This is a genomic window from Nonomuraea monospora, assembly GCF_039531895.1.
GTDB lineage: Bacteria > Actinomycetota > Actinomycetes > Streptosporangiales > Streptosporangiaceae > Nonomuraea > Nonomuraea monospora.
The window spans coordinates 112,705-133,763 of sequence record NZ_BAAAQX010000033.1 but is presented as its reverse complement, the minus strand read 5'-3'; the positions used below and the strand labels follow the sequence as shown (position 1 = coordinate 133,763).

General features: G+C 72.8%; 22 protein-coding genes. 15 read left to right on the top strand and 7 right to left on the bottom strand.

Annotated elements, in window-relative coordinates:
- The first annotated feature begins 23 nt into the window (after positions 1–23).
- From ABD331_RS44670 to ABD331_RS44635, 8 genes are read left to right on the top strand one after another with little or no spacing between them, the layout of a single operon-like run.
- Positions 24–254, top strand: a complete 231-nt coding sequence (locus tag ABD331_RS44670) for an MbtH family protein (RefSeq protein WP_344489385.1) — start codon at positions 24–26, stop codon at positions 252–254.
- Positions 251–1,123, top strand: a complete 873-nt coding sequence (locus ABD331_RS44665; protein ID WP_344489382.1) for a 3-hydroxyacyl-CoA dehydrogenase family protein — start codon at positions 251–253, stop codon at positions 1,121–1,123. Before ABD331_RS44670 ends, ABD331_RS44665 begins: the two co-directional genes overlap by 4 nt.
- Positions 1,120–2,373 carry an MFS transporter gene (locus tag ABD331_RS44660; RefSeq protein WP_344489379.1) on the top strand — a complete coding sequence of 418 codons (1,254 nt, stop codon included), beginning with the start codon at positions 1,120–1,122 and terminating at the stop codon, positions 2,371–2,373. Before ABD331_RS44665 ends, ABD331_RS44660 begins: the two co-directional genes overlap by 4 nt.
- Positions 2,374–2,389: 16 nt before the next feature.
- Complete coding sequence (locus tag ABD331_RS44655) at positions 2,390–2,656, top strand: acyl carrier protein (RefSeq protein WP_344489376.1); 267 nt, start codon at positions 2,390–2,392, stop codon at positions 2,654–2,656.
- The gene (locus tag ABD331_RS44650; protein ID WP_344489373.1) at positions 2,653–3,759 is read left to right on the top strand and encodes an acyl-CoA dehydrogenase family protein; all 1,107 of its coding nucleotides are present in this window, start codon (positions 2,653–2,655) and stop codon (positions 3,757–3,759) included. Before ABD331_RS44655 ends, ABD331_RS44650 begins: the two co-directional genes overlap by 4 nt.
- Positions 3,756–4,706 (top strand): beta-ketoacyl-[acyl-carrier-protein] synthase family protein, encoded by a 951-nt coding sequence (locus ABD331_RS44645; RefSeq protein ID WP_344489370.1) that lies wholly within the window; start codon positions 3,756–3,758, stop codon positions 4,704–4,706. The genes ABD331_RS44650 and ABD331_RS44645 overlap by 4 nt, the downstream gene beginning before the upstream one ends.
- Positions 4,707–4,715: 9 nt before the next feature.
- Positions 4,716–5,741, top strand: a complete 1,026-nt coding sequence (locus ABD331_RS44640; RefSeq protein ID WP_344489365.1) for an HAD-IIIC family phosphatase — start codon at positions 4,716–4,718, stop codon at positions 5,739–5,741.
- On the top strand, positions 5,738–7,273 hold the full coding sequence (locus tag ABD331_RS44635) for an amino acid adenylation domain-containing protein (RefSeq protein WP_344489363.1): 1,536 nt from the start codon (positions 5,738–5,740) through the stop codon (positions 7,271–7,273). The genes ABD331_RS44640 and ABD331_RS44635 overlap by 4 nt, the downstream gene beginning before the upstream one ends.
- On the opposite strand, the gene ABD331_RS44630 is transcribed toward ABD331_RS44635, so the two are convergent.
- Positions 7,266–8,819 (bottom strand): multicopper oxidase family protein, encoded by a 1,554-nt coding sequence (locus ABD331_RS44630; RefSeq protein ID WP_344489361.1) that lies wholly within the window; start codon positions 8,817–8,819, stop codon positions 7,266–7,268. The two genes, ABD331_RS44635 and ABD331_RS44630, sit on opposite strands and share 8 nt — an antisense overlap.
- Positions 8,812–9,210 carry a hypothetical protein gene (locus ABD331_RS44625; RefSeq protein WP_344489358.1) on the bottom strand — a complete coding sequence of 133 codons (399 nt, stop codon included), beginning with the start codon at positions 9,208–9,210 and terminating at the stop codon, positions 8,812–8,814. The genes ABD331_RS44630 and ABD331_RS44625 overlap by 8 nt, the downstream gene beginning before the upstream one ends.
- 72 nt (positions 9,211–9,282) lie before the next feature.
- Between ABD331_RS44625 and ABD331_RS44620 the strand changes: the two genes are divergently transcribed.
- Positions 9,283–10,233 carry a LysR family transcriptional regulator gene (locus ABD331_RS44620; RefSeq protein WP_344489354.1) on the top strand — a complete coding sequence of 317 codons (951 nt, stop codon included), beginning with the start codon at positions 9,283–9,285 and terminating at the stop codon, positions 10,231–10,233.
- Here the strand turns inward: ABD331_RS44620 and ABD331_RS44615 are convergent.
- A complete protein-coding gene (locus ABD331_RS44615) occupies positions 10,230–10,808 on the bottom strand; it encodes a TetR/AcrR family transcriptional regulator (RefSeq protein WP_344489350.1) in 579 nt (192 codons plus the stop codon). The genes ABD331_RS44620 and ABD331_RS44615 overlap by 4 nt on opposite strands.
- A gap of 96 nt (positions 10,809–10,904) precedes the next feature.
- Here ABD331_RS44615 and ABD331_RS44610 point away from each other — a divergent pair, with 96 nt between their 5' ends.
- Positions 10,905–11,822, top strand: a complete 918-nt coding sequence (locus ABD331_RS44610) for a TIGR03620 family F420-dependent LLM class oxidoreductase (protein WP_344489347.1) — start codon at positions 10,905–10,907, stop codon at positions 11,820–11,822.
- Here ABD331_RS44610 and ABD331_RS44605 read toward each other — a convergent pair.
- Positions 11,787–13,223 (bottom strand): pyridoxal phosphate-dependent decarboxylase family protein, encoded by a 1,437-nt coding sequence (locus tag ABD331_RS44605; protein WP_344489344.1) that lies wholly within the window; start codon positions 13,221–13,223, stop codon positions 11,787–11,789. The genes ABD331_RS44610 and ABD331_RS44605 overlap by 36 nt on opposite strands.
- A 150-nt stretch (positions 13,224–13,373) precedes the next feature.
- On the opposite strand from ABD331_RS44605, the gene ABD331_RS44600 reads away from it, so the two are divergent.
- The gene (locus tag ABD331_RS44600; RefSeq protein WP_344489341.1) at positions 13,374–13,757 is read left to right on the top strand and encodes a hypothetical protein; all 384 of its coding nucleotides are present in this window, start codon (positions 13,374–13,376) and stop codon (positions 13,755–13,757) included.
- Between the two features lie 36 nt (positions 13,758–13,793).
- On the opposite strand, the gene ABD331_RS44595 is transcribed toward ABD331_RS44600, so the two are convergent.
- Positions 13,794–14,579 carry an SDR family NAD(P)-dependent oxidoreductase gene (locus ABD331_RS44595; RefSeq protein ID WP_344489338.1) on the bottom strand — a complete coding sequence of 262 codons (786 nt, stop codon included), beginning with the start codon at positions 14,577–14,579 and terminating at the stop codon, positions 13,794–13,796.
- A gap of 86 nt (positions 14,580–14,665) precedes the next feature.
- Here ABD331_RS44595 and ABD331_RS44590 point away from each other — a divergent pair, with 86 nt between their 5' ends.
- Positions 14,666–15,517 carry a helix-turn-helix transcriptional regulator gene (locus ABD331_RS44590; RefSeq protein WP_344489335.1) on the top strand — a complete coding sequence of 284 codons (852 nt, stop codon included), beginning with the start codon at positions 14,666–14,668 and terminating at the stop codon, positions 15,515–15,517.
- A gap of 60 nt (positions 15,518–15,577) precedes the next feature.
- Here ABD331_RS44590 and sigJ read toward each other — a convergent pair whose 3' ends face one another.
- Together sigJ and ABD331_RS44580 are read right to left on the bottom strand one after the other, a co-directional pair.
- Positions 15,578–16,504 (bottom strand): RNA polymerase sigma factor SigJ, encoded by a 927-nt coding sequence (sigJ, locus tag ABD331_RS44585; protein WP_344489332.1) that lies wholly within the window; start codon positions 16,502–16,504, stop codon positions 15,578–15,580.
- A gap of 35 nt (positions 16,505–16,539) precedes the next feature.
- A complete protein-coding gene (locus tag ABD331_RS44580; protein ID WP_344489329.1) occupies positions 16,540–17,274 on the bottom strand; it encodes an SDR family NAD(P)-dependent oxidoreductase in 735 nt (244 codons plus the stop codon).
- Positions 17,275–17,626: 352 nt separating this feature from the next.
- On the opposite strand from ABD331_RS44580, the gene ABD331_RS44575 reads away from it, so the two are divergent.
- The 3 genes from ABD331_RS44575 to ABD331_RS44565 are packed head-to-tail and all read left to right on the top strand — an operon-like array spanning position 17,627 to position 21,046.
- A complete protein-coding gene (locus tag ABD331_RS44575; RefSeq protein ID WP_344489326.1) occupies positions 17,627–18,499 on the top strand; it encodes an ABC transporter permease in 873 nt (290 codons plus the stop codon).
- Positions 18,496–19,383: a carbohydrate ABC transporter permease gene (locus tag ABD331_RS44570; RefSeq protein WP_344489323.1), complete on the top strand. Its 888-nt coding sequence runs from the start codon at positions 18,496–18,498 to the stop codon at positions 19,381–19,383. Before ABD331_RS44575 ends, ABD331_RS44570 begins: the two co-directional genes overlap by 4 nt.
- 28 nt (positions 19,384–19,411) lie before the next feature.
- On the top strand, positions 19,412–21,046 hold the full coding sequence (locus tag ABD331_RS44565; RefSeq protein ID WP_344489320.1) for an extracellular solute-binding protein: 1,635 nt from the start codon (positions 19,412–19,414) through the stop codon (positions 21,044–21,046).
- Positions 21,047–21,059: the final 13 nt, after the last annotated feature.

Genomic DNA, 21,059 nt, shown 5'->3' with positions numbered 1-21,059 from the left:
GCAACCGTCGAAGAGGGAAGCCCATGGATGACCCGACCGGCGCCACCCCGTTCACCGTGGTGGTCAACGACGAGGAGCAGTACTCCGTGTGGGACACCGGGCAGCCGGTGCCCGCGGGGTGGCACGAGATCGGCTTCACGGGGACCCGGCAGGAGTGCCTGGAGCACATCGGGCGGATCTGGACGGACATCACCCCGCTGAGCGTGCGCCGCCGCCTCGCCGCACTCCGGGCTTCCCCCGAGGAGCAGCGGTGAGCGTCGGACAAATCGCCCATGCGGTGAGCGTCGGCGTCGTCGGCGCCGGGCAGATCGGCCGCACGGTCGCGCACGCCTTCGCCGAGCACGGCCCCGTCGTCCTGATGGACCGCGACCCGGACGCGCTCGCCCAGGCGACGGCGGCGATCCGCCGCGCCCACCTGGCCCGCCTGCTCCGCAAGGCGACGACGGTGCCCGGCGACGTCCTGATGGAGCGGATCACGACCACCGGTGACCTGCACCGCGCCGCCACCGCCGGCCTGGTCGTGGAGAACGTCACCGAGGACGCGGAACTCAAGCTGGCCGTCCATCGCGGCCTGGCCGCCGCCCCGCCGGGCACGGTCATCGCCGCCAACACCTCCGTGATCCCCATCTCCTTCCTGGCCAAGGCCCACGAGGACCCGGGAAGGCTGCTGGGACTGCACTTCATGATCCCCGCGACCGAGATCAGGACGGTCGAGCTGATCACCGGCCCCGCCACGGCGCAGGCCACCGCCGAGCGCGCCACCCGGATCCTGGACGACGCCGGGTTCGCGGCCGTCACCGTCGGGGACGGCCCCGGCTTCGTGGCCAACAGGGTGCTCATGCCGATGGTCAACGACGCCGCCGCGCTCGTCCGCACGGGCGTGGCCGCGCCCGCCGACGTGGACGCCGTCTTCACGGCCTGCAACGGCCACCGGCTCGGCCCGCTGGCCACCGCGGACCTCATCGGGCTCGACACCGTCGTGCACTCGCTGCGCATGCTCGTCCGCTTCACCGGCGAGGAGCGTTTCCAGCCCGACCCGCTGCTGCTGCGGCTGGTCGGCGAGGGGCGTTCCGGCCGCAAGGCCGGGCGCGGCTTCTTCAGCTACGGGACGGGAGCCGCATGAGCGGGCCACCCCGCGCCAAGACGCCGCTGCCCGGCGACTACTGGCGGCTGTGGTCTTCGTCCGTGGCCTCGAACCTGGGCGACGGGATGCGGCTGACGGCGATCCCGCTGCTGGCCGCCGCCATCGACCCGACGCCGCTCACCGTGTCGGTCGTCAGCGCCGTCTCCTACCTGCCGTGGCTGCTGCTCGCGCTGGTCGCCGGGGCCGTCGCCGACCGCGTGGACCGCAGGCGGCTGATGGTGCGGCTGCAGATCGTCCGCGCCGCGGCGGTGGCCGCGTTCGCGGTGATGCTGACGGCCGGGCACGCCTCGATGGTGCCGCTCGTCGCGCTGGCGCTGGTGCTCGGCGTCGCGGAGGTGTTCTTCGACTGCGCCGCCGCCACCGCCGTGCCCGCCGTGCTGCCGCCGCACCAGCTCGAACGCGGCAACTCCCGGCTGCTGTCGGCGGAGATGGTGGCCAACGAGTTCGCGGGCCCGCCGGTGGGCAGCGTCCTGTTCGCCTGGCGGCAGGCGGTCCCGTTCTGGCTGGACGCGCTGACGTTCGCGGTCAGCGCCCTGCTGCTGGGCCGGTTGCGCACGTCGCTGAACCCGCCCGACGCGCCCGCCGGCACCGGCCCCAAGCCGGGGCTGCTCGCCTCGATCCGCGAGGGCCTCGCCCTGACCTGGGCGTCGGCGTTCCTGCGGACGTGGACGCTGATGCTGGCGGTGCTCAACTTCGCGCGCGCCATGACCGTGGCCGTCTTCGTCCTGTACGTCCTGCAGTTGCTCGGCGGGAACGAGCTCACGTTCGGCGTGCTGTCCGCCATGGTGGCGGTGGGGGCGGCGGTCGGCGGCTGGCACGCCAAGCGGGTCGTGGACCGGATCGGCCGCAGGGCGTCCCTGGCGCTCGGGCTGGCGCTGCACGCGGGGTCGAACCTGCTGCTGGCGACCGTCGTCGGCGTCGTCCCCACGGCGGTGGCGGGCATCGCGTTCGGTGTCGGCGTGGCGGTGTCCAACGTGGTGTTCGTCTCGATCCGCCAGGTCACCGTCCCTGCCTCGCATCTGGGGCGGGTGAGCAGCGTGCAGCGGTTCTTCGCCTGGGGGGCGCTGCCGCTGGGCGCGCTCGCCGGCGGCGCGTTCGCCGCGTCGGCGAGCCTGCGCGCCCCGTACGCCATCGCGGGGATCTTGGTCGTGGTCGCCGGAGCCGTGCTGTGGCGGCCGTTGATGAGGCCGCCGGAGGCGGCGGAACGCCTGCTGGACGCGGAGCCATGAGCCAGGGAGGTGCCACATGACCGCGACGGCCGTCGCCGGCCAGGTCCACGCGTTCATCCGGAGCAGGGTCGGCGGCAGGGACATCGGCGCCGACACCGACATCTTCGAGGAGGGCCTGGTCGACTCGCTGTTCGCGATGGAGCTGATCACCTTCGTGGAGACCACGTTCGGGCTGAGCGTGCTCACCGAGGACCTCGATCGGGACAACTTCTGCTCCGTGCACGCCATCACCCGGTTCGTGCTCGGCAAGAACGGGGCCGCCGCCCGCCGAGACCCGGGATGACCGGCCTCGGCGACGTGGTCGCGCGGCTGCCGCCGTACGCCGCCGCCGCGGACCTCGACGGGCGGATGCCGGAGGAGGCGATCGCCGTCCTGCGCGAGGCGCGGCTGCTCGCCCCGATGGTCGCGAAGCAACACGGCGGGCCGGGGCTCGACCATGCCGGTTTCGGCGAGGTGTGCGAGGCGGTCGGCGCGGTGTGCACGTCCCTGCGCAGCCTGATCACCGTGCAGAGCATGGTGGCCGCCGCCGTCGCCCGTTGGGGGCGGCCCGAGCAGCGGGCCCGCTGGCTGCCCGCGCTCGCCGGGGGCGGCGTGCTGGCCGGGTTCTGCCTCACCGAGGCGGAGGCGGGCAGCGACGCGGCGGCGATCACCAGCAGTCTCGTGCGGGACGGCGGCGGGTGGCGGCTGACCGGACGCAAACGCTGGGTCACCTTCGGCCGGTCGGCCGGGCTGCTGCTGGTGCTGGCGCGGGCCGAGCAGGGCGGCACCGCCGTCCTGTGCGAGGCCGGTGCCGGGGTGCGCAGGCTGCCTCGGGAAGGCTCGCTGGGGCTGCGCGGGGCGATGCTGGCCGACCTGGAGTTCGACGTGGAGCTGCCGGACTCGGCGGTGCTCGGGCGGCCCGGGTTCGGGCTGGCCACGGTGGCGGAGACGGCGTTGTCGCTGGGGCGGCTGAGCGTGGCCTGGGGGTCGGCGGGCATGGTGCGCGGCTGCCTGGAGGCGTGCGCCGCACACGTACGGGACAGGCGGCAGTTCGGCGCGGCCCTGGCGGAGCACCAGCTCGTCAGGCGGCTGATCGCGCGCATGGCGGTGTCGGCGCGGGCCGCGCGGGCGCTGTGCAGGGAGGCGTCGGCCGCGCGGGACCAGGGGCTGGCGGACGCCGGGAGCCTGGTGCTGGTGGCGAAGTACTTCGCGGCCAGGGCGGCGGCCGAGGCGGGCGCCGACGCGGTGCAGCTCCACGGCGCCGACGGCACGGCGGCCGGCGCCTACGCGGCCCGGATGTTCCGGGACGGGAAGATCATGCAGCTCATCGAGGGAAGCGATCAAATGGGAGAACTGGCCATCAGCGCCCGGGTGCTCGGGCTGCCCGCACACCGGAGGCCCGCGTGATCGGCCTGTCGGCGGTGGAGATCGCCGTGCCGGAGGGCAAGCTCACGCTGGCGGAGGTGCTCGCCGCCCCAGGGCGCAGCGAGCAGGACCTCGCCACGATCCGCGCGCTCGGCATCCGCGAACTGCCCGTGATCCGAGACGAGGAGGGTGCGCACGCGCTGGCGGTGACCGCCGCGCGGCGGCTGCTGGCCCGGCACGGCCTGGCCGCCGACCGGCTCGACGTGCTCGTGCACATCCCGGCGCGGGTGCCGGAGAAGCTGATGGCGTCGGAGGTGACGCGCGTGCAGGCGGATCTGGGTGCGTCCGGCGCCACCTGCCTGTCCACCGGCGACCTCGGCTGCGCGTCCAGCTCGGCCGCGCTGCTGATCGCCCGCTCGCTGCTGACGGCGAACCCGGGCTGGCACAACGCGCTGATCACGCACGGCTCGGTGGCCCCCACCGGCGACCGCTACCGCCGCCCGGTGACGCTCAGCGGGGACGCCGGCGTGGCCGCCCTGCTGACCCGCGAGCCCCGCTACGCGATCGAGGACCTCCGGCTGCGCTCCGACGGCAGGTTCTGGGACCTGTTCGCGATCGACTACCTCGACCGGCCGCGCGACGCCTGGATTGAGGCGTGCTCCTCGGTGCGCGACTACTCCTTCACCCTCGCCGTGCAGAGCAGGAACGTGCTCAGGGACCTGACGCGCGAGGTGCTCGGCGACGCGGGCGGGGCGGACCACGTCGTCATGCAGAACCTGTCCAGCGGCGCGTTCGGCTTCTACGAGCAGGCGCTCGGGCTGAAGATCTCCCCGGTGTGCCGCGACAACCTGGCCCGTTACGGGCATCTGGGGCCCGCCGACGTCCTGGTCAACCTGGGCTCGCTCGACGCGCTGCCGGGCGAGCGCGTCCTGGTGCTCAACAACAGCCCGTCGGCGGCGTGGAGCGCGGCCCTGCTGCGGGCGGGGTGAGGACGGCCGATGCAGACGATCAAATGCCTGGTCTGGGACCTCGACGACACGCTGTGGGAGGGCGTGCTGCTCGAAGGCGACGGCGTACGGCTACGCCCGCACGTCCTGGACACGCTGAAGGAGCTGGACGGCCGGGGCATCCTGCACTCCGTCTCCAGCCGCAACGACGGCCCGGCCGCCCTGGACCGGCTCGCCACGCTGGGCGTGCTCGACTACTTCCTCGTCCCGCAGATCGGCTGGGACGCCAAGAGCGGCCACGTCGCGCGGATCGCCGAAGAGCTGGACCTGGGGCTGGACACCTTCGCCTTCGTCGACGACGACCCGTTCGAGCGGGCGGAGGTCGCCCACAGCCTGCCCGGCGTGCGCTGCTACGACAGCGCCGCCGTCGCGTCGCTGCCCGGCCTGCCCGACTTCCGGCCCGCCGTGGTGAGCGACGAGAGCGGGCAGCGGCGGCAGCTCTACCGGGCCGACCACCTGCGCCGCACCGCCGAGACCCGCTCGGGGCTGAGCCGTCAGGACTTCCTGGCCACGCTGGGGCTGCGGTTCGAGGTGCGGCGCGCGAGCGAGGCCGACCTGGGCCGGGCGCACGAGCTGACGATCAGGACCCACCAGCTCAACACCACCGGCATCACCTTCGGTGAACAGGAGCTGCGCGAGCTGATCCACTCGCCCGCCCACCTGGTGCTGGTCGCGTCGCTGAGCGACACGTTCGGCGGTTACGGCACCATCGGGCTGGCCGTGCTGGAGCTGGCCCCCGGCTCGTGGCGGCTGCCGCTGCTGCTCACCTCCTGCCGGGTGATCTCCAGGGGGGCGGGCTCGCTGCTGCTCCAGGACGTCATCAGGCGGGCGTACGCGGCGGGCGTGCGGCTGCGGGCGGAGATGATCCCGACGGGCGCGAACCGGGCGATGCTGGTCGCGCTGCGGCTGGCCGGGTTCGCCGTCGCCGGGGAGGAGGGCGGCCGGATGCTGCTCGAACTGACGCCGTCGAGCGCGCCTGCCCCGCCGCCGCACGTCGTGGTCAGGAGCGACGGATGAGGACCGCGACCCGCGACACCCTGTACGCGCGCTTCGCCGCCACCGCCGCGGCCCTCCCGGACGCCCCCGCCCTGGAGGTGGGCGACGCCACGCTGACCTACCGGCAACTGGAGGAGACCGCGCGGCGGCTGGCCGCCTGGCTGGTGGCGGAGCACGGCGAAGTCCCAGGCCGGGTGGCGCTGCTCGCCTCGCGCACCGTCGCCGCCTACGCGGGGTACCTCGCCGTGCTCTCGCTGGGCGCCACGGTCGTGCCGCTGAACCCGGCCTTCCCCGCCGCCCGCAACGCGACCCTGTGCCGCCTCGCCGGGGCGGACGCCGTCCTGATCGACTCGGCGGGGGCGGGCCAGGCGGGCGCGTTCCCGCACGTGCGCACGGTGCTGCCCATCACCCACGAGCCGCCCGCGGCCCCCTTCGAACCCCGGCCCGCCGCGGCCCGCGAGGTGGCCTACGTGCTGTTCACCTCCGGCTCGACCGGCGTGCCCAAGGGCGTGCCGATCCGCCACGCCAACCTCACCGCCTACCTCGACCACTGCGTCTCCCGGTACGCCGTCGGCCCTGGCGCGCGCCTGTCGCAGGAGTTCGACCTGACCTTCGACCCGTCGGTCTTCGACCTGTTCGTCACCTGGAGCGCCGGCGCCACGCTCGTCGTGCCCAGCGGGGACGAGCGGCTCGCGCCGGTCGAGTTCATCAACCGGCGGCGCCTGACCCACTGGTACTCGGGCCCCTCGCACCTGTCGCTGGCCGACGACTCCGGCGACCTGTCCCCCGGCGGCATGCCGCACCTGCGGTGGACGATGCTCGGCGGCGAGCAGCTCACCGGCGCGCTGGCGGCCAGGTGGGCGGAGGCCGCGCCGGGCAGCGTCATGGAGAACGTCTACGGGCCGACGGAGCTGACCATCACCTGCGCGGCGTACCGGCTGCCCGCCAGCCGATCCGCGTGGCCGCGCACCGCCAACGGGACGGTGCCGATCGGCGCGATCTACCCGCACCTGGAGCACGTCGTGCTGGACGAGGACGGCCGCGCCGCCCCTGAAGGCGAGCTGTGCGTGCGCGGCGGCCAGCGGTTCTCAGGTTACCTGGACCCGGCCGACGACGTCGGGCGGTTCGTCACGTTCGAGAATGGCGTGTCCGAGAGCTACGACGGCTCCGCGCCGCTGACCGCGCGGCACTGGTACAGGACCGGCGACCGCGTCCGCGACGACGACGGCAGGCTCACCCACCTCAGCAGGCTGGACAGCCAGGTCAAGGTGTACGGCCACCGCGTGGAGCCGGGCGAGGTCGAGGCGGTCCTGCGACGCCACGAGCAGGTGCGCGACGCCGTCGTGCTGGCCGTGGAGGGCGCGCACGGCGACGCCGAGCTGGTCGCCGCCTACACCGGGCGGGAGCTGCCCTACCGGGAGCTGGCCGCGCACGTCCGGGCCTGGCTGCCCGCCCACATGGTGCCCAGACGGCTCGTCCACCTGCCGCGGCTGCCGCTGAACCACAACGGCAAGGTCGATCGGCGGGCCCTGTCGGAGCGGCTCGTCAGGTGACCTCCAGGTTGGCCATCATGGCCATGTCCTCGTGCTCGGCGTTGTGGCAGTGGAACAGGAAACGGCCCCGGTAGCCGTCGAAGCGGGTGATGATCTCCACCGACTCGCCGGGACGCAGCGAGACGGTGTCCTTCAGCCCCGCGTCGTGCGGCAGGGGCGGCCCGCCGCTGCGCGACAGCACGCGGAAGCCGACGAGGTGCAGGTGAACGGGGTGGTGCACGTCGGCGACCAGCCGCCACACCTCGACGTCACCGAGACGCGTGGTGACGTCGGCGCGGGCCGGGTCGAACGGCAGCCCGCCGATCAGCCAGCCGTGTCCGCCGTGCACCCGCCCGGTGCGGAAGGCGAGGTCGCGCACCCGGACGGCGTCCGAGCGGCGCCAGCCCGGCAGGTCGGTGGACAGGACGGCGGGCACGCGGCTGTCGTCGGCGGCCCTGCGCGCCACGCGGAACGCCATGACGTCCCTGGTACGGCCGGAGCCGAGCCGGTTGAGCAGCCGGACGCGCCCTCCCACCGGGACGCCGCTGAAGTCCACGACCAGGTCGTAACGCTCGGCGGGCGCGATCGGGAGCAGCCGGTGGGTGACCGGCGCCGCCAGCAGCCCCTGGTCGGCGCCGACCTGGACGAGGTCGAGGCGGCGGCCGTCGTCGGTGACGGCCTCCAGCTCGTAGTGGCGGGCGTTGGAGGCGTTCAGCACGCGCAGCCGGTAGCGGGCCGCGTCCACCTCGTGCACCGGCCACGGCGCGCCGTTGACCAGGATCACGTCCCCGAGCACGCCCGCCAGGTACGGCTCCGTCACGCCCGGCCGCTCGCGCAGGGCGGGGTCGAGCGAGGGATACAGCAGGCCGCCGTCGGCGGCGAAGGCCCGGTCGGCGATCATCAGGGGCAGCTCTCGGTGGCCCGCGGGCAGGCCCAGCGCCTCCTCGGCGTCGTCGCGGACGATATGCAGCCCGGCCAGGCCGCGCCAGATGGCGGGGGCGGTGAAGTCCATCCGGTGGTCGTGGTACCAGAGCAGCGTCGGCCGCTGGTCCAGCGGAAACGTGTAGTCGCGCGTCAGCTCCGTCACCACCGCCCGGTGATCGTGCATGCCGTGGCCCTCGTGCCCCGTCCAGCCTTCAGGCAGGACGAGGTCGGTGGGGTAGCCGTCGGAGGCCGCCGGGGTCCGGCCGCCGTGCAGGTGCACGACCGTCGGGACGGGCAGCTCGTTGCGGTGCGTCACCGTGATCTGCCGGCCGCGTTGCGACTCGATCGTCGGCCCGGGGAACGTGCCTCCGTACGTCCACAGGCTAGTCCTGACCCCGGGAAGGATCTCCGCCCTCGTCTCGCGCTGGACGATCTCGTACCGGCCTTCGCTGACCGGCTCCAGCGTGGCGGGGATCGGCAGCGGCACCTGGTACGGCGGCGGCAGCGGGACGGCGCTGCGCAACTCGGCGCCCGTGACGGCCGGGCGGCGGGCCAGCGCGGTCGCGGCCGACAGCCCGGTGGCCGCCACCAGCCCGAGCGCCCCGCCGATCCCCAGCGCGCGCCGCCTGCTCACTTCAGGCATCGGGCGTCTCCTTGCGCAACGGCCGCTGCCAGACGGCGATGAACAGCACGACCAGCGCCGCCACGGTCATCACGCCCAGCGGCAGGTGCAGCCACAACGCCCCGTCCAGCCCCGCGAAGTACTGCACGGTCTCGGCGCCCACCACCGCCAGCGTGGCCACGGACGGCCACACCGTGCGCAGCCGCGCCCACACCACGATCGCCACCACGAGCTGCAGGTAGCCGATCGAGGTGACCACGTCGGCGCCGAGCGCGTGCCAGCGCAGGCTGTCGTAGTCACCCGTCAGATACACCCCGGCGAACACCGGCTGCCCCGCTATCGCCACGACGTGCGCGCTGACCACCGCCCGCAACGCGAGTCTCATGCCGGCCTCGCCTTTCGTTCTCCTCATTCCAAGGACGATATGCATGCTGAGTTATCCTGTCTAAGATCAATATCGCTATGCCGTTATGCCCCGGGAGTCATGATGGACCTGAACACGCTCAGGCAGTTCGTGGTGGTGGCCCGGCTGGAGCACCTCAGCCGCGCCGCCGACGAGCTCCGCGTCGCCCAGCCGTCGCTGAGCCGCACCATCAACCGGCTGGAGAGCGAGCTGGGCGCCCCGCTGTTCGACCGCGCCGACCGGCTGCGGCTCAACGACACGGGCAGGCTGTTCCGCGAGTACGCCGAACGCGCGCTCGGCGAGCTGGACGCGGGGCGGCGGGCGGTCGCCGAGGCCGTCAGCGAAGGCGTGGGCGGCGTGCGGCTGGCGTCGGAGACGTTCCTCACCCTGACGGGGCCGCTGGCGGCGTTCAAGCAGGCCCATCCCGCCGTCGAGGTGCAGCTCCACTGGACGCCCGCCGAGGAGATGGCCCGCCGCCTGCGGGCGCAGGACGTCGACCTGTGCGTCGCCTCCCAGCCGATCCACGCCGAAGGGCTGGCTTCGGCGCGGCTGTTCGACGAGGCCGTGGGGGTGGGCACGCCGCTCGGCCATCCGCTGGCGGAGCGGGCCGCTGTCAGCATCGACGAGCTCGCCGGTCAGCCGATCATCACCGCCCGGCCCGGGCACTGGATCCGCCGGCTCCTCGACCGCCTCTTCGCCGCCCGCGGCCTGACCCCGAAGATCATCTGTGAGAGCGACGAGCCCACCGCCATCGCGGCGCTGATCAGCGCGGGGCTCGGGATCGGGCTCGTGCCCGCCTTCGCCCGCCGCAGCCCCACGCGGGTGCCGGGCGCCTGGATCCCGGTCGACGACCCCGACTGCCGTCGCACGGTCACGCTGTACTGGGGCGCCGACAGCCATCTGCCGCCCGCGGCCCGGCTGATGCGCGGCACGATCACCGGCTGGGACTGGACCGGCGGCGCCCTCCCGCCGTCGCCCGGCGACCGTGCGGCGATCGGCGGGCCGCCGGCCCTGTGGCCGCCGCGGGCCTAACGCACGCTCAGCCCGTCGAACAGCAGGCCGAGCAGCCGGTCGAGGCCGGTGGCCCCCCGCCCCTGGTTCTGCTCGTGCGCCCACGCCACCCCGAACACCAGCGTGGTCAGCTCCGCCACGGTCACGTCGGCGCGGATCTCCCCGCCGCGCTGGGCCTCGGCCAGCAGCGCCTCCCCCGCCTCCCGCATGGCCGCGCACGAGGCGTGCAGGGCCGAGGACTCGTCCTGGAGCGTCGCCGACAGGGCACTCGTCAGGCCACGGAAGGTGGTGCCCGCCTCGGCGAACCCGCGCGCCCAGGTGAGCAGGGCGGCGCGGGGCGAGGCGTGGCCGAGCAGGTCGCGGGCCCCGGCGGCGAGCGCGTCGAACCGTTCCCGCAGCACCGCCTCCAGCAGCGCCTCGCGGGTGGGGAAGTGCCGGTAGAGCGTGCCGATGCCGACACCGGCGCGGGCGGCGACGTCCTCCAGCGAGGCGGCCACGCCTTCCCTGTCGAAGGCGGCGCGGGCCTCGGCGACGAGCCGGTCGCGGTTGCGCCGGGCGTCGGCGCGCAGCGGGCGCGCGGTCGTCACGCGATCCATGACGTCTCTCCTTCACCGTTGCCAACCGGAGCCTGCCTCCGTATCGTATCCCGCAGACAAGCGGAGGCAGCCTCCGAAAAGCGAAGGAGAACGGCGATGGACCTCGGGGAGACCAGGGACAGGCTCGGCCGGTACGGCGTGTGGATCGCGCCCCAGACGCTGCTCGGCACGCCGATACCCGTGCAGCGCGAGCAGTTCGCGCGGATCGAGCGGCTGGGATACCGGTCGTTGTGGACGGGCGAGCCGCCCGCCGCCGCGCCGGCCGGTGGGCGGGAGATCTTCACGCAGCTCGCGGTCATGCTGGCCGCGACCGAGCACCTGGTCGCGGGCTCGGGCATCGCCAACGTGGGCATCCGCCCTCCGTCGGTCACGCACACGGCGGCGGCCACGCTGGCCGAGGCCCACCCGGGGCGGCTCGTGCTCGGGCTCGGCGGCCACCCGGGCGAGCGTCCCATCAGCGGCCTGCGCGACTACCTGGACGCCATGGACGAGGCCGCCACCCGCCTGCTGCCCGGCGTCGCCTACCCCCGCGTGCTGGCCGCGCTCGGCCCCAGGGCGCACCGCCTGGCCGCCGACCGGGCGGACGGCGTGCACCCGTTCCTGCAACCGGTCGAGCACACCGAGGCCGCCCGCAAGGCGCTCGGGCCGGGCCCGCTGCTCATCCCGCACCAGGCCCTGGTCATCGACCCCGACCCCGGCACGGCCAGGGAGCGGATGCGGGCCGTCTCGCGCATGGGGCCGCGCGACGTCGAGACCCCGTACACGGCGAACTACCGCAGGCTCGGCTACGGCGACGAGGACCTGGCGGGCGACCGCAGCGACCGGCTCGTGGACGCCACCCTCGCCTGGGGCGACGAGGAGGCGGTCGGCCGCCGGCTGCGCGCGCACCTGGACGCGGGGGCCGACCACGTCCTGCTGCATCCGCTGGCCGGTGACCTGCCCTCCGCCGTCGACACCCTCGAACGGCTCGCGCCGCACCTAGCGATGAGAGGGCAGGCCGCGTTCCGCCCGTAGTCCGGCGCAGGTCTCGCGGATGATGTCCAGGACTTCCTCGACCCGGTCCCGGTGGGTGCGGTGGCTGACGACGCAGATCCGGATCATGTACCGGCCGCCGATCCGCGTGCTGGACAGCAGGGCGCGGCGGCGGGCCGTCACCCGGCTCAGCAGCTCGGCGTTGAACGCGTCGGCGTCGCCGTGCTCAGGCACCCAGCGGAAGGCGACGGCGGTCAGGCTGGGCCGCCACGGCACCTCGAAGCCCAGCTCCAGCAGCCTCTCGTAGGCCAGCTCCGCCAGGTCCAGCTTCTCGTCCAGGGCCTCGCGGAAGGCGCCCAGCCCGTACAGCTTGATCGGCAGCCACAACCGCAGGCCACGGAACTCGCGGGTCAGCTCGGGCGAGTACTCGGTGAAGTTGGGGATGTCCTCCTCCTCGCTGAGATCCTGCAGGTACTCGGCGCCCACGTGGTGGGCCTGGCGCAGCCGCGAGCCGTCGCGCACCAGCAGCGCCCCGGTCCCGTACGGCAGGAACATGGCCTTGTGCGGGTCGATCGTGATCGAGTCGGCCAGCTCGATGCCGCGCAGCCGCGACCGGCCGCGCTCGGTGAGCTGGAACGGGCCGCCGTAGGCGGCGTCCACGTGGAACCACGCGCCCGCGTCGCGGGCGGCGGCGGCCAGGCCGGGGAGCGGGTCCACGGCTCCGGTGTTCGTGGTTCCGGCGCTGCCGATCACGAGGAAGGGCCACAGCCCGGCCCGCCGGTCGTCCTCGATCATCCTGCGCAGGGCGTGCGGGTCCATCGTCAGCTCCGGCCCGGCCGGGACGACGCGGACGTGCCCGCGCGGGAGGCCGGCCAGCAGGGCGGCCTTGGCGCAGGAGGCGTGGGTCTGGGCGGTGACGTAGGCGGTGCCGCCGAGGAAGTCCTCGCCGAGCAGGGTGGAGCGGGCGGTGACGATGGCCGAGAAGTTGGCCATCGAGCCGCCGGAGGTGAGGATGCCGCGCGCCTGCCCCGGATAGCCGAACAGGTCGCAGAGCCAGCGGACGGCGGTGGCCTCGATCTGGGCGCAGGCGGGGGCGAGCTGCCAGACGGTGACGTACTTGTTGAGTGCGGCGATGAGGAAGTCGGCGAGCGCCGCCGCGTACAGGCCGCCGCCCGGCACGTAGGCGAGGTAGCCGGGCCCCGCGCTGATGGCGCCGTTGCGGGCCGCCGCGTGCACGGTCTCCAGCAGGTCGGGTAACGCGCCGCCGTGCTCGGGCGCGGGCTCGCGCAGCGCGGCGGCCAGCCCGGCGGCGCCGTCGAGGTCGAAGGCGGGCAGCTCGGGCAGCTCGTCCAGGAAGCGCTGGACCAGGCCCAGCACGGCCTCCCCCATCTCGCGCGTCTGCGCGGGGCCGGGTTCGAAGGGGTACTGCTTGGCATCGGACATGCTGCGTATCTTCGCAGCGCACCGCCGCAAGTCAGGACTACGGTGGGTGTACGGGTGCGCACGCGTAGATATTGGACACGCCTTTACTCTGATTTGAGACTGTCGATAAGGTGGCTGGTCAAGATCTGTTGGACTCTCCGAGGTTGAGGTATGAACCCCAAGAAGCTCGCATCCGTCCTGCTCGGCTCCGCTGCCCTCGCGGCGCTGTCGCTCGCCCCGGCGACGGCCGCCTCCGCACAGACCGGCGCGGCCACGGCGGCGGTCGAGCGTGACAGCGTCCGGTGCTCCAAGCCCAGCGGCCAGTGGGCCAACTTCTCCTGGGGGCAGGGCAACACCAGCGCGACCATCTACTTCAACAACCACTGCAGCCACCGGCTGAGCGTCAGGATCACGTTCGTGCGCAAGGGCACGGTCGGGAACAAGGCCGCCAAGTACCGGTGCATGACGGTCAACGCGAAGACCAAGGGCAAGAAGAAGTTCTACGCCGCCGTCTACGAGCCGGCCTCGGTGACCCGGGTGTCGAGCTGCGGCTGACCAGGCACTGACCCGCCGCCCCGCGCGGGTGGCGGGTCAGGCGCGGGCGCCGCCGTCCACCGGCAGCACGGCGCCCGTCACGTAGGAGGCGCGGTCGCTGAGCAGCCAGGCGGCGGCCTGCGCGATCTCCTCCGGGTCGGCGGCGCGCCGCAGCGGCACGGACGCCGAGATCCGCTCGAGGAGTCCTGGCGAGTGCTCGGCCCAGGTGCGGATCATCTCGGTCAGCGTGCCACCGGGGGCGATCGCGTTCACGCGGATCCCCTCCGGCCCGTACGTGAGGGCCGCCGACTCCGTGAGACTGTTCACGGCCCGCTTCATCGCCCCGTAGGCGGGCAGCTCCGGGTTGCCCCGCAGGCTGCCGACGCTGGAGTTGTTGACGATGGCCCCCGTTCCCGCGGTCGCCCGGATGGCCGCGACCTCGGCGGACATGGCCAGCCAAGGCCCCCTGAGGTTCACCGCGTAGAGGTGGTCGAAGTCGGCCTGGCTCACCTCGTCCACCGCGCCGGGCGGCGTGATGGCCGCCCCGTTGTTGAACGCCACGTCGAGCCGCCCGTACAGCTCCACGACGCGATCGACGGCGGCGCGCACGGAGGCCGGGTCGGCCAGGTCGCACACCACGTGGTCGGCGGTGCCGCCCGCCGCGCGGACCTCCTGCGTCACCTCCTTCAACTGCTCCTCGGTACGGGCCGCGAGCAGCACCCTGGCCCCCTCCCTGGCGAACAGCCGCGCCGCGGCGGCCCCGATGCCGCGCCCGGCCCCGGTGATGAACGCGACCTTGCCCGCCAGCAGGCCCGTGGACGTGTCCTTCGTGTCGATGTGCATGCCGACGAGCCTGCGGCAGCGCACGAAGCGCATCCAGGTACCACCAGTACATGCCTCACCTGGGCGAACTCGTGCAAGCTGGAGGTATGGACCGAAAGGAACTGGCCGCCTTCCTCCGCAGCAGGCGCGAGCGGATCACCCCCGCGGACGTGGGGCTGCCCGCCGGGCCGCGCCGCCGTATACCAGGGCTGCGCCGGGAGGAGGCGGCGCAGCTCGCCTTCATCTCGACCGAGTACTACACGCGGCTGGAGCAGGCCCGCGCGCCGCGCCCGTCCCACGAGGTGCTGGCGGGGCTGGCGCGGGCCCTGCGCCTGTCGGACGCCGAGCGCGACCACCTCCACCACCTGGCCGGCGCGCCGCCCGCACCCGCGCCCGGGCCGTCGCGCGAGGTCCGCCAGAGCATCCTCGACCTGCTGCGGCGGCTGCCGCAGGCCGCCGCGATCGTGACGTCCGCGGCGGTCGAGGTGATCGCCTGGAACGACCTGGCGGCCGCCCTCATGGAGGACTTCTCCGCCGTGCCGCGGCGCGACCGCAACCTGGTGCGCCGCGCCTTCCTCGGGCCCGACCCGGGAGGACGGCGGCTGTTCGGGGTGTCGGACCTGGACGAGTTCCGCCGCGGGTCGGCCCGCCGCCTGCGCGCCGTCGCCGCCCGCTACCCCGCCGACCCGGAGGTGGCGGAGCTGGTGCGCGAGCTGCGCGAGGGGAGCCCCGCGTTCGCCCGGCTGTGGGAGTCGCACGACGTGGCCGCCGCGCCGGTGATGACCAAGACGTTCCAGCATCCGCTGGTCGGGCCGGTCACCGTCAACTGCGACGTCCTCGACCTCGCCGATCGGGACCAGCAGGTCGTCATCTACACCGCCGTACCCGGCTCGCCGTCCGAGCAGGCCCTGCGCCTGCTGTCGGTGATCGGGACGCAACGCATGGACGTGCCGACCTGAACCCCTGAGAGCGCCTGCTGCTCGTCCTCCGCCGTGCTGTTGAATGGCCGACCGGGCGGATCACCGCTCAGGCAGGAGCCCCACGTCGGACACCGGCCCGAGGTGGCCGAGCTTGTCGGGGTTGGCCACCGAGTGGATCGCCTGGATCACGCCGTCGGCGATCTCAAGCCCGACCACGCTGGCCACGCGCCCCTCCGCGTCGTACATGACGGCGCCCGGCCGGCCGTTGACCCAGGCCGGCCGGTAGGAGACGCCGAGCTTGGCGACCCGGCGCAGCCCGGCGACGAGCAGCCGCGCGACGCGCTGCGGATCGGTGGCAGGACGCCCGAGCGCCTGCACCTTGCCGCCGCCGTCGCCGTGGAAGACCACGTCGGGCGAGAGCATGCCGAGCAGCGCGTCCATGTCACCACCGGCGGCGGCGTCGAAGAACCGGCGGGCCAGCTCCTCGCCGCGCGCCCGCCGCGCCGGTGGCGGGGCGCTGTCGTGCGCCTGCCCGCCGGCGGCGACGCGCTGCCTGGCGCGGGCGAAGATCTGCCGGCAGTTGACCTCGGTCTTGCCGGTGATCCTGGCCACGTCCTGGTAGTCGTAGCCGAACACCTCGCGCAGCATGAACACGGCCCGCTCCACCGGCGACAGCGACTCCAGCAGCACCAGGAACGCCATCGACAGCGAGTCGGCCAGCTCGGCGTGCTCGGCCGGCCCCGGCTCGCCGGCCGGTGCGACGACGGGCTCGGGCAGCCAGTCACCCACGTACGTCTCCCTCCGCACCCGCGCCGACCTCAGATGGTCGATGCCCAGCCGCGTCACCGCCGTGGCCAGGTACGCCTTCTGATCGGCGATCTCGGTGCCCGCCTGGCGGGCCTTGGTCAGGCCGAGGAACGCGTCCTGCACGAGGTCCTCGGCATCGCCCACGGTTCCCGTCATCCCGTACGCGATGGAGAACAACAGCGGCCGGTACGTGCTCGCCGCCATCTCGTCCGCAGGCATCGGCATCTCTCCCGTCAACGTGACTGATCAGCAGGTCACCAGGCTACGGGGCCGAGCCGGTCGACGAAGATGCCGCTCGGCCCGTCGGCGTCGAGGGTCGCGAGCCTGACGATCGAGTCGGTGCCCTCGGTGACGGTCAGCTCGCCGGTGTGGTTGTTCATGTCCGTGGCGGCGAACTTGCGGTTGGCGACCTCGCCGGGGGTGGCGAGGTTGAACTTGACGTGCGGCAGCGCCTGCGCGTACCTGACGGTGATCATGTTGAGGGCGGTCTTGGACGAGCTGTAGGCGAGCTCGTGGAACTTCGAGGCGGCCTGCCCGGGGTCGGTGACGACGGAGAAGGCGCCGACGGCGCTGGACACCATCACCACCCGCGGGTTGGCGGCCTCCTGCAGCAGGGGCAGGAAGGCGTGGGTGACCCTGATGGGCCCGTACACGTTGGTGTCGTAGACGGCGTGGATCTCCTCGACCGTCGCCTCGGCGGGCGTGACGCCCCTGCCGGGCGCGCCCGCGTTGTTGATCAGCACGTCCAGGCTGCCGGTGTGCTCGCGGACGAGCCTCGCCGCGGCCTCCACCGACTCGTCCGAGGTCACGTCCAGTGGGACCATGATCACCCGCACGCCCTCGGCGGCCAGCTTGTCCGCTGCCGCCTGGCCGCGGGCTTCGTCGCGCGAGCCGAGGAAGACCGTCCAGCCGAGCTGCCCGAGCCGCCGCGCCGCCTCGAGCCCGAGCCCCTTGTTGCCTCCGGTGATCAGCACCGTTGTGTTCGTCATGCCCTCTCAAGACGGGGTACCTGCCGCGCCTGTGACACGGTGTGAGCGACGTCACAACCCTCGGGCGCCACGCTTTGGAAACGCTTCCGCTTCCTGACCTCCTTCGTGATCTCATCATGCCTGCTCTTACTCAGGAAGGCCAGGAAAACCGCGGAAAGTCCGCAGGCGCACTCTTGACCATGTCATGTAACCGTTTTATCTTCATGAACATTCTGTTTCGGCTCCGCACCGCAGAGAGGCGCAACACGTGAGCATGACGCGGGTCCGTGGGACGACGACCAGTCCGCCGATCGCGGAGGCGCGGGCCCCGTCCCATCGCAGGAGTCCGCTGCGGCGCATTCGTGCCGATCGCGTGCTGCTCCTCATCGCGGTGCCCGGCCTGGTGTACTTCCTGGTCTTCCACTACGGCGCGCTGTTCGGCAACGCGCTGGCGTTCATGGACTACGTACCGTTCCTCGGCATCCCGGGCAGCGAGTGGGTGGGCCTGGCGCACTTCGAGCGCATGCTCACCGACCCCGAGTTCTGGAACGCGGTGCGCAACACCCTCACGATCGCCGTCCTGCAACTCGTCTTCTTCTTCCCGGCCCCGCTGGCGCTGGCGCTGCTGCTGCACAGCATCGTCGGCGACACCGTCCGCACGTTCGTGCAGAGCGTGGTCTACCTGCCGCACTTCCTGTCCTGGGTGATCGTGCTGGCGCTGTTCCAGCAGATGCTCGGCGGCGCGGGCGTGGTCAACGGCTGGCTGTCCGACCTGGGCGCGGGCCCGATCTCGATCATCGGCAACCCGGACGCGTACGGGCCGCTCGTGGTCGCCCAGCTCGTCTGGAAGGAGTGCGGCTGGGCCACGATCATCTTCCTGGCCGCGCTGTCGCAGGTGGACGAGCAGCAGTACGAGGCCGCCGCCATCGACGGCGCGAGCTGGGGACGGCGGCTGTGGCACGTCACCCTGCCCGCCATCCGCCCGGTCATCGTGCTGCTGCTGGTGCTGCGCCTCGGCGAGTTCCTGTCGATCGGCTTCGAGCAGTTCTTCCTGCAGCGCCAGTCGGTCGGCCCGGAGACCGGCGAGGTGCTGGAGACGTTCGTCTACGTCACCGCCTTCGCCGGCGGCGACTTCGGCTACGCCGCGGCCGTCGGCCTGTTCAAGGGCGCGATCGGGATCGTGCTCATCTACACCGCCAACAAGGTCGCGCACCGGCTCGGCGAGCAGGGGGTCTACAAGGCATGAGCACCACCCGAGCGCCCGCCTGGATGGGCCGCCCCACCCTCGCCGTCCGCGCGCTCAAAGCGGTTGCGCTGAGCGTCGTCGTGCTGCTGGTCGTCTTCCCGCTGTGGACGGTGCTGGCCACCAGCCTGGCCAGCCCGCAGAACGTCATCGACAACGGCGGCTGGGTCATCTGGCCCACCGCGTTCTCCTTCGACGCCTACGCCGACATCCTGGCCGGCGGCATCATCACCCGCGCCCTGCTCATCAGCGCCGGCGTCACCCTCATCGGCACCGCGCTCAGCCTGGCCTGCACGATCGCGCTGGCGTACACGCTGAGCAGGCCCAAGGTCTACGGCGGCAAGCCGATGCTGCTGCTGGTGCTGTTCACGTTCCTGTTCCCGCCCGGGATGGTGCCGCTGTTCCTGGTCGTGCAGAGCGCGGGGCTGGTCGACAGTTACGCGGCGCTGATCCTGCCGTTCCTGGTCAACGTGTTCAACCTGGTCGTGATGCGCGGCTTCTTCCAGTCGATCCCGCAGGAGCTGATCGACGCCGCCCGCATGGACGGGGCGGGTGAGCTGGCGATCCTGCGCAAGGTCGTGCTGCCGCTGTCGAAGGCGGTGATCGCGGTGATCGGCCTGTTCTACGCGGTCTCGTACTGGAACCGCTTCTTCGAGGCGATCATCTACCTCAACGACCAGAGCATGTGGCCGATCGGCACCGTGCTGCGCCAGTACGTCACCGGCGGCGCGGCCCTGTCGGAGACGTCCGGCGAGCTGGCCATGAGCTCGCCGCAGTCGGTGCAGATGGCCGTGGTCATCCTGGCCACGCTGCCGATCGTGTGCGTCTACCCGTTCCTGCAGCGCTACTTCGCCAAGGGCGTGCTCACCGGCGCGCTCAAGGCCTGAACACCCCCCACCAGAAGGAATCCTCGTGATGGACAACACCCTGGATCGCCGTGCCCTGTTCAGGGGCGCTCTCGGCGTCGCCGCCGCGTCGCTGCTGACCGCCTGCGGCGGCGGGAGCCCGTCGGGCGGCGGCGTCTCCAACGCGGGCAAGCAGCTCGTGCCCTGGCCGGCGTACGTGCCGTTCGCCGGTCCGAAGCCGGACGCCCCCGGCGACGACACCGGCGTCCAGCCCCTTTACCTGAAATATCCGGAAACGCTGGTGCAGTCGGTGAACGACACGGTCGGCGACGGCTCGAAGGTCACCGCGCTGGTCGTCACCTACGGCCCGCCGCCCACGCCCGTCGCGCAGAACCGCTACTGGCAGGCGATCAACAAGGCGCTCAACGTCGACCTCCAGGTCACGGTGGTGCCCGACCCGGAGTACGGCCAGAAGATGACCACCCTGATGGCCTCGGGCAGCGACCTGCCGGACATCATCATGTTCACCAACCTCGCGCTGCCGCACTCCCTGGAGTTCATCCAGGCCCGCTGCGCCGACCTGTCGGAGTTCATCGGCGGCGACGCCGTCAAGCAGTATCCGAACCTGGCCAACATCCCCGCCTACGCCTGGAAGGGCATGGGCCGCGTCAGCGGCAAGCTCTACGGCGTCCCGCTGGAACGCCCCACCCCGGCCAACAGCCTGTTCGTCAACCGCACCGCCATGGACGAGGCGGGCATCCCCAAGACCTGGACCACCGAGCAGTACCTGGAGGCGATGAAGGAGCTGAGCGCCGCCCGCAAGTGGGGGCTCGGCTGGTACAAGACGCTCTTCGGCGGGCTCGGCGCCGTCACCTACCACGCCGGCTCGCTCGGCGCCCCCAACACCTGGTCACTGGCGGACGGCCGGTTCACCACCACCCTCGCCACCCCGCAGTTCGAGCAGGCTCTGGACGTGATGCGCAAGCTGGCCGAGGCCAAGTCGGTGCACCCGGACAGCCTCACGGTCAGCTCCACCGACATGCAGACCTACTTCCACAACGGCACCGTCGCCTCCGTCCAGGACGGCTTCGGCTCCATGTCGCCCACCACACTGACCAAGATCAACGACCGGTTCGAGCTCGACCTCGGCCACCCGTACGGGCCGGACGCCACCCCCTGGCAGGGCCCCGGCATGTTCGGCTACGTCACCTTCAAGAAGGCCGCCCCCGAGCGGATCAAGATGCTGCTGCGCATCAGCGACTACCTCAGCGCCCCGTTCGGCACCAAGGAGTACGAGCTGGCCAACTACGGCGTCGAGGGCGTGCACTTCACCAAGGACGGCGACGGCATCAAGACCCTCGACCTGTTCCAGACCGAGAACAACAACACGCTGCCGTTCCGCTACCTCGGCGCCGCGCCGTCCGTCCTCTACCTGCCCGGGCACCCGCGGACGGCGCAGGCCACCTACGACTGGCAGAAGGCCACGCTGCCCAGAAGCGTCGCCAACCCGGCCAACGGGCTGCGCTCGGCCACCTCGGTGAGCAAGGGGGCGGCGATGAACCAGATCATGGGCGACGGCATCGCCGCGGTCGTCTTCGGGCGCAAGCCGCTGTCGGCGTGGAAGGACATCGTCACCCAGTGGCGGAACGCGGGCGGGGACCAGGTGGCGCGGGAGCTGGCAGAGGAGCACGCGGCCACGCAGTGAGGAGGGTGGTGCC

Bases quoted from the DNA above. Each gene is read 5' to 3' on its own strand.
- ABD331_RS44580 (WP_344489329.1), bottom strand. From the start codon at position 17,274: ATGACGAACACAACGGTGCTGATCACCGGAGGCAACAAGGGGCTCGGG.
- sigJ (WP_344489332.1), bottom strand. From the start codon at position 16,504: ATGCCTGCGGACGAGATGGCGGCGAGCACGTACCGGCCGCTGTTGTTC.
- ABD331_RS44565 (WP_344489320.1), top strand. From the start codon at position 19,412: ATGGACAACACCCTGGATCGCCGTGCCCTGTTCAGGGGCGCTCTCGGC.
- ABD331_RS44660 (WP_344489379.1), top strand. From the start codon at position 1,120: ATGAGCGGGCCACCCCGCGCCAAGACGCCGCTGCCCGGCGACTACTGG.
- ABD331_RS44630 (WP_344489361.1), bottom strand. From the start codon at position 8,819: ATGCCTGAAGTGAGCAGGCGGCGCGCGCTGGGGATCGGCGGGGCGCTC.
- ABD331_RS44570 (WP_344489323.1), top strand. From the start codon at position 18,496: ATGAGCACCACCCGAGCGCCCGCCTGGATGGGCCGCCCCACCCTCGCC.
- ABD331_RS44610 (WP_344489347.1), top strand. From the start codon at position 10,905: ATGGACCTCGGGGAGACCAGGGACAGGCTCGGCCGGTACGGCGTGTGG.
- ABD331_RS44600 (WP_344489341.1), top strand. From the start codon at position 13,374: ATGAACCCCAAGAAGCTCGCATCCGTCCTGCTCGGCTCCGCTGCCCTC.
- ABD331_RS44595 (WP_344489338.1), bottom strand. From the start codon at position 14,579: ATGCACATCGACACGAAGGACACGTCCACGGGCCTGCTGGCGGGCAAG.
- ABD331_RS44615 (WP_344489350.1), bottom strand. From the start codon at position 10,808: ATGGATCGCGTGACGACCGCGCGCCCGCTGCGCGCCGACGCCCGGCGC.
- ABD331_RS44650 (WP_344489373.1), top strand. From the start codon at position 2,653: ATGACCGGCCTCGGCGACGTGGTCGCGCGGCTGCCGCCGTACGCCGCC.
- ABD331_RS44590 (WP_344489335.1), top strand. From the start codon at position 14,666: ATGGACCGAAAGGAACTGGCCGCCTTCCTCCGCAGCAGGCGCGAGCGG.
- ABD331_RS44625 (WP_344489358.1), bottom strand. From the start codon at position 9,210: ATGAGGAGAACGAAAGGCGAGGCCGGCATGAGACTCGCGTTGCGGGCG.
- ABD331_RS44605 (WP_344489344.1), bottom strand. From the start codon at position 13,223: ATGTCCGATGCCAAGCAGTACCCCTTCGAACCCGGCCCCGCGCAGACG.
- ABD331_RS44655 (WP_344489376.1), top strand. From the start codon at position 2,390: ATGACCGCGACGGCCGTCGCCGGCCAGGTCCACGCGTTCATCCGGAGC.
- ABD331_RS44640 (WP_344489365.1), top strand. From the start codon at position 4,716: ATGCAGACGATCAAATGCCTGGTCTGGGACCTCGACGACACGCTGTGG.
- ABD331_RS44670 (WP_344489385.1), top strand. From the start codon at position 24: ATGGATGACCCGACCGGCGCCACCCCGTTCACCGTGGTGGTCAACGAC.
- ABD331_RS44635 (WP_344489363.1), top strand. From the start codon at position 5,738: ATGAGGACCGCGACCCGCGACACCCTGTACGCGCGCTTCGCCGCCACC.
- ABD331_RS44620 (WP_344489354.1), top strand. From the start codon at position 9,283: ATGATGGACCTGAACACGCTCAGGCAGTTCGTGGTGGTGGCCCGGCTG.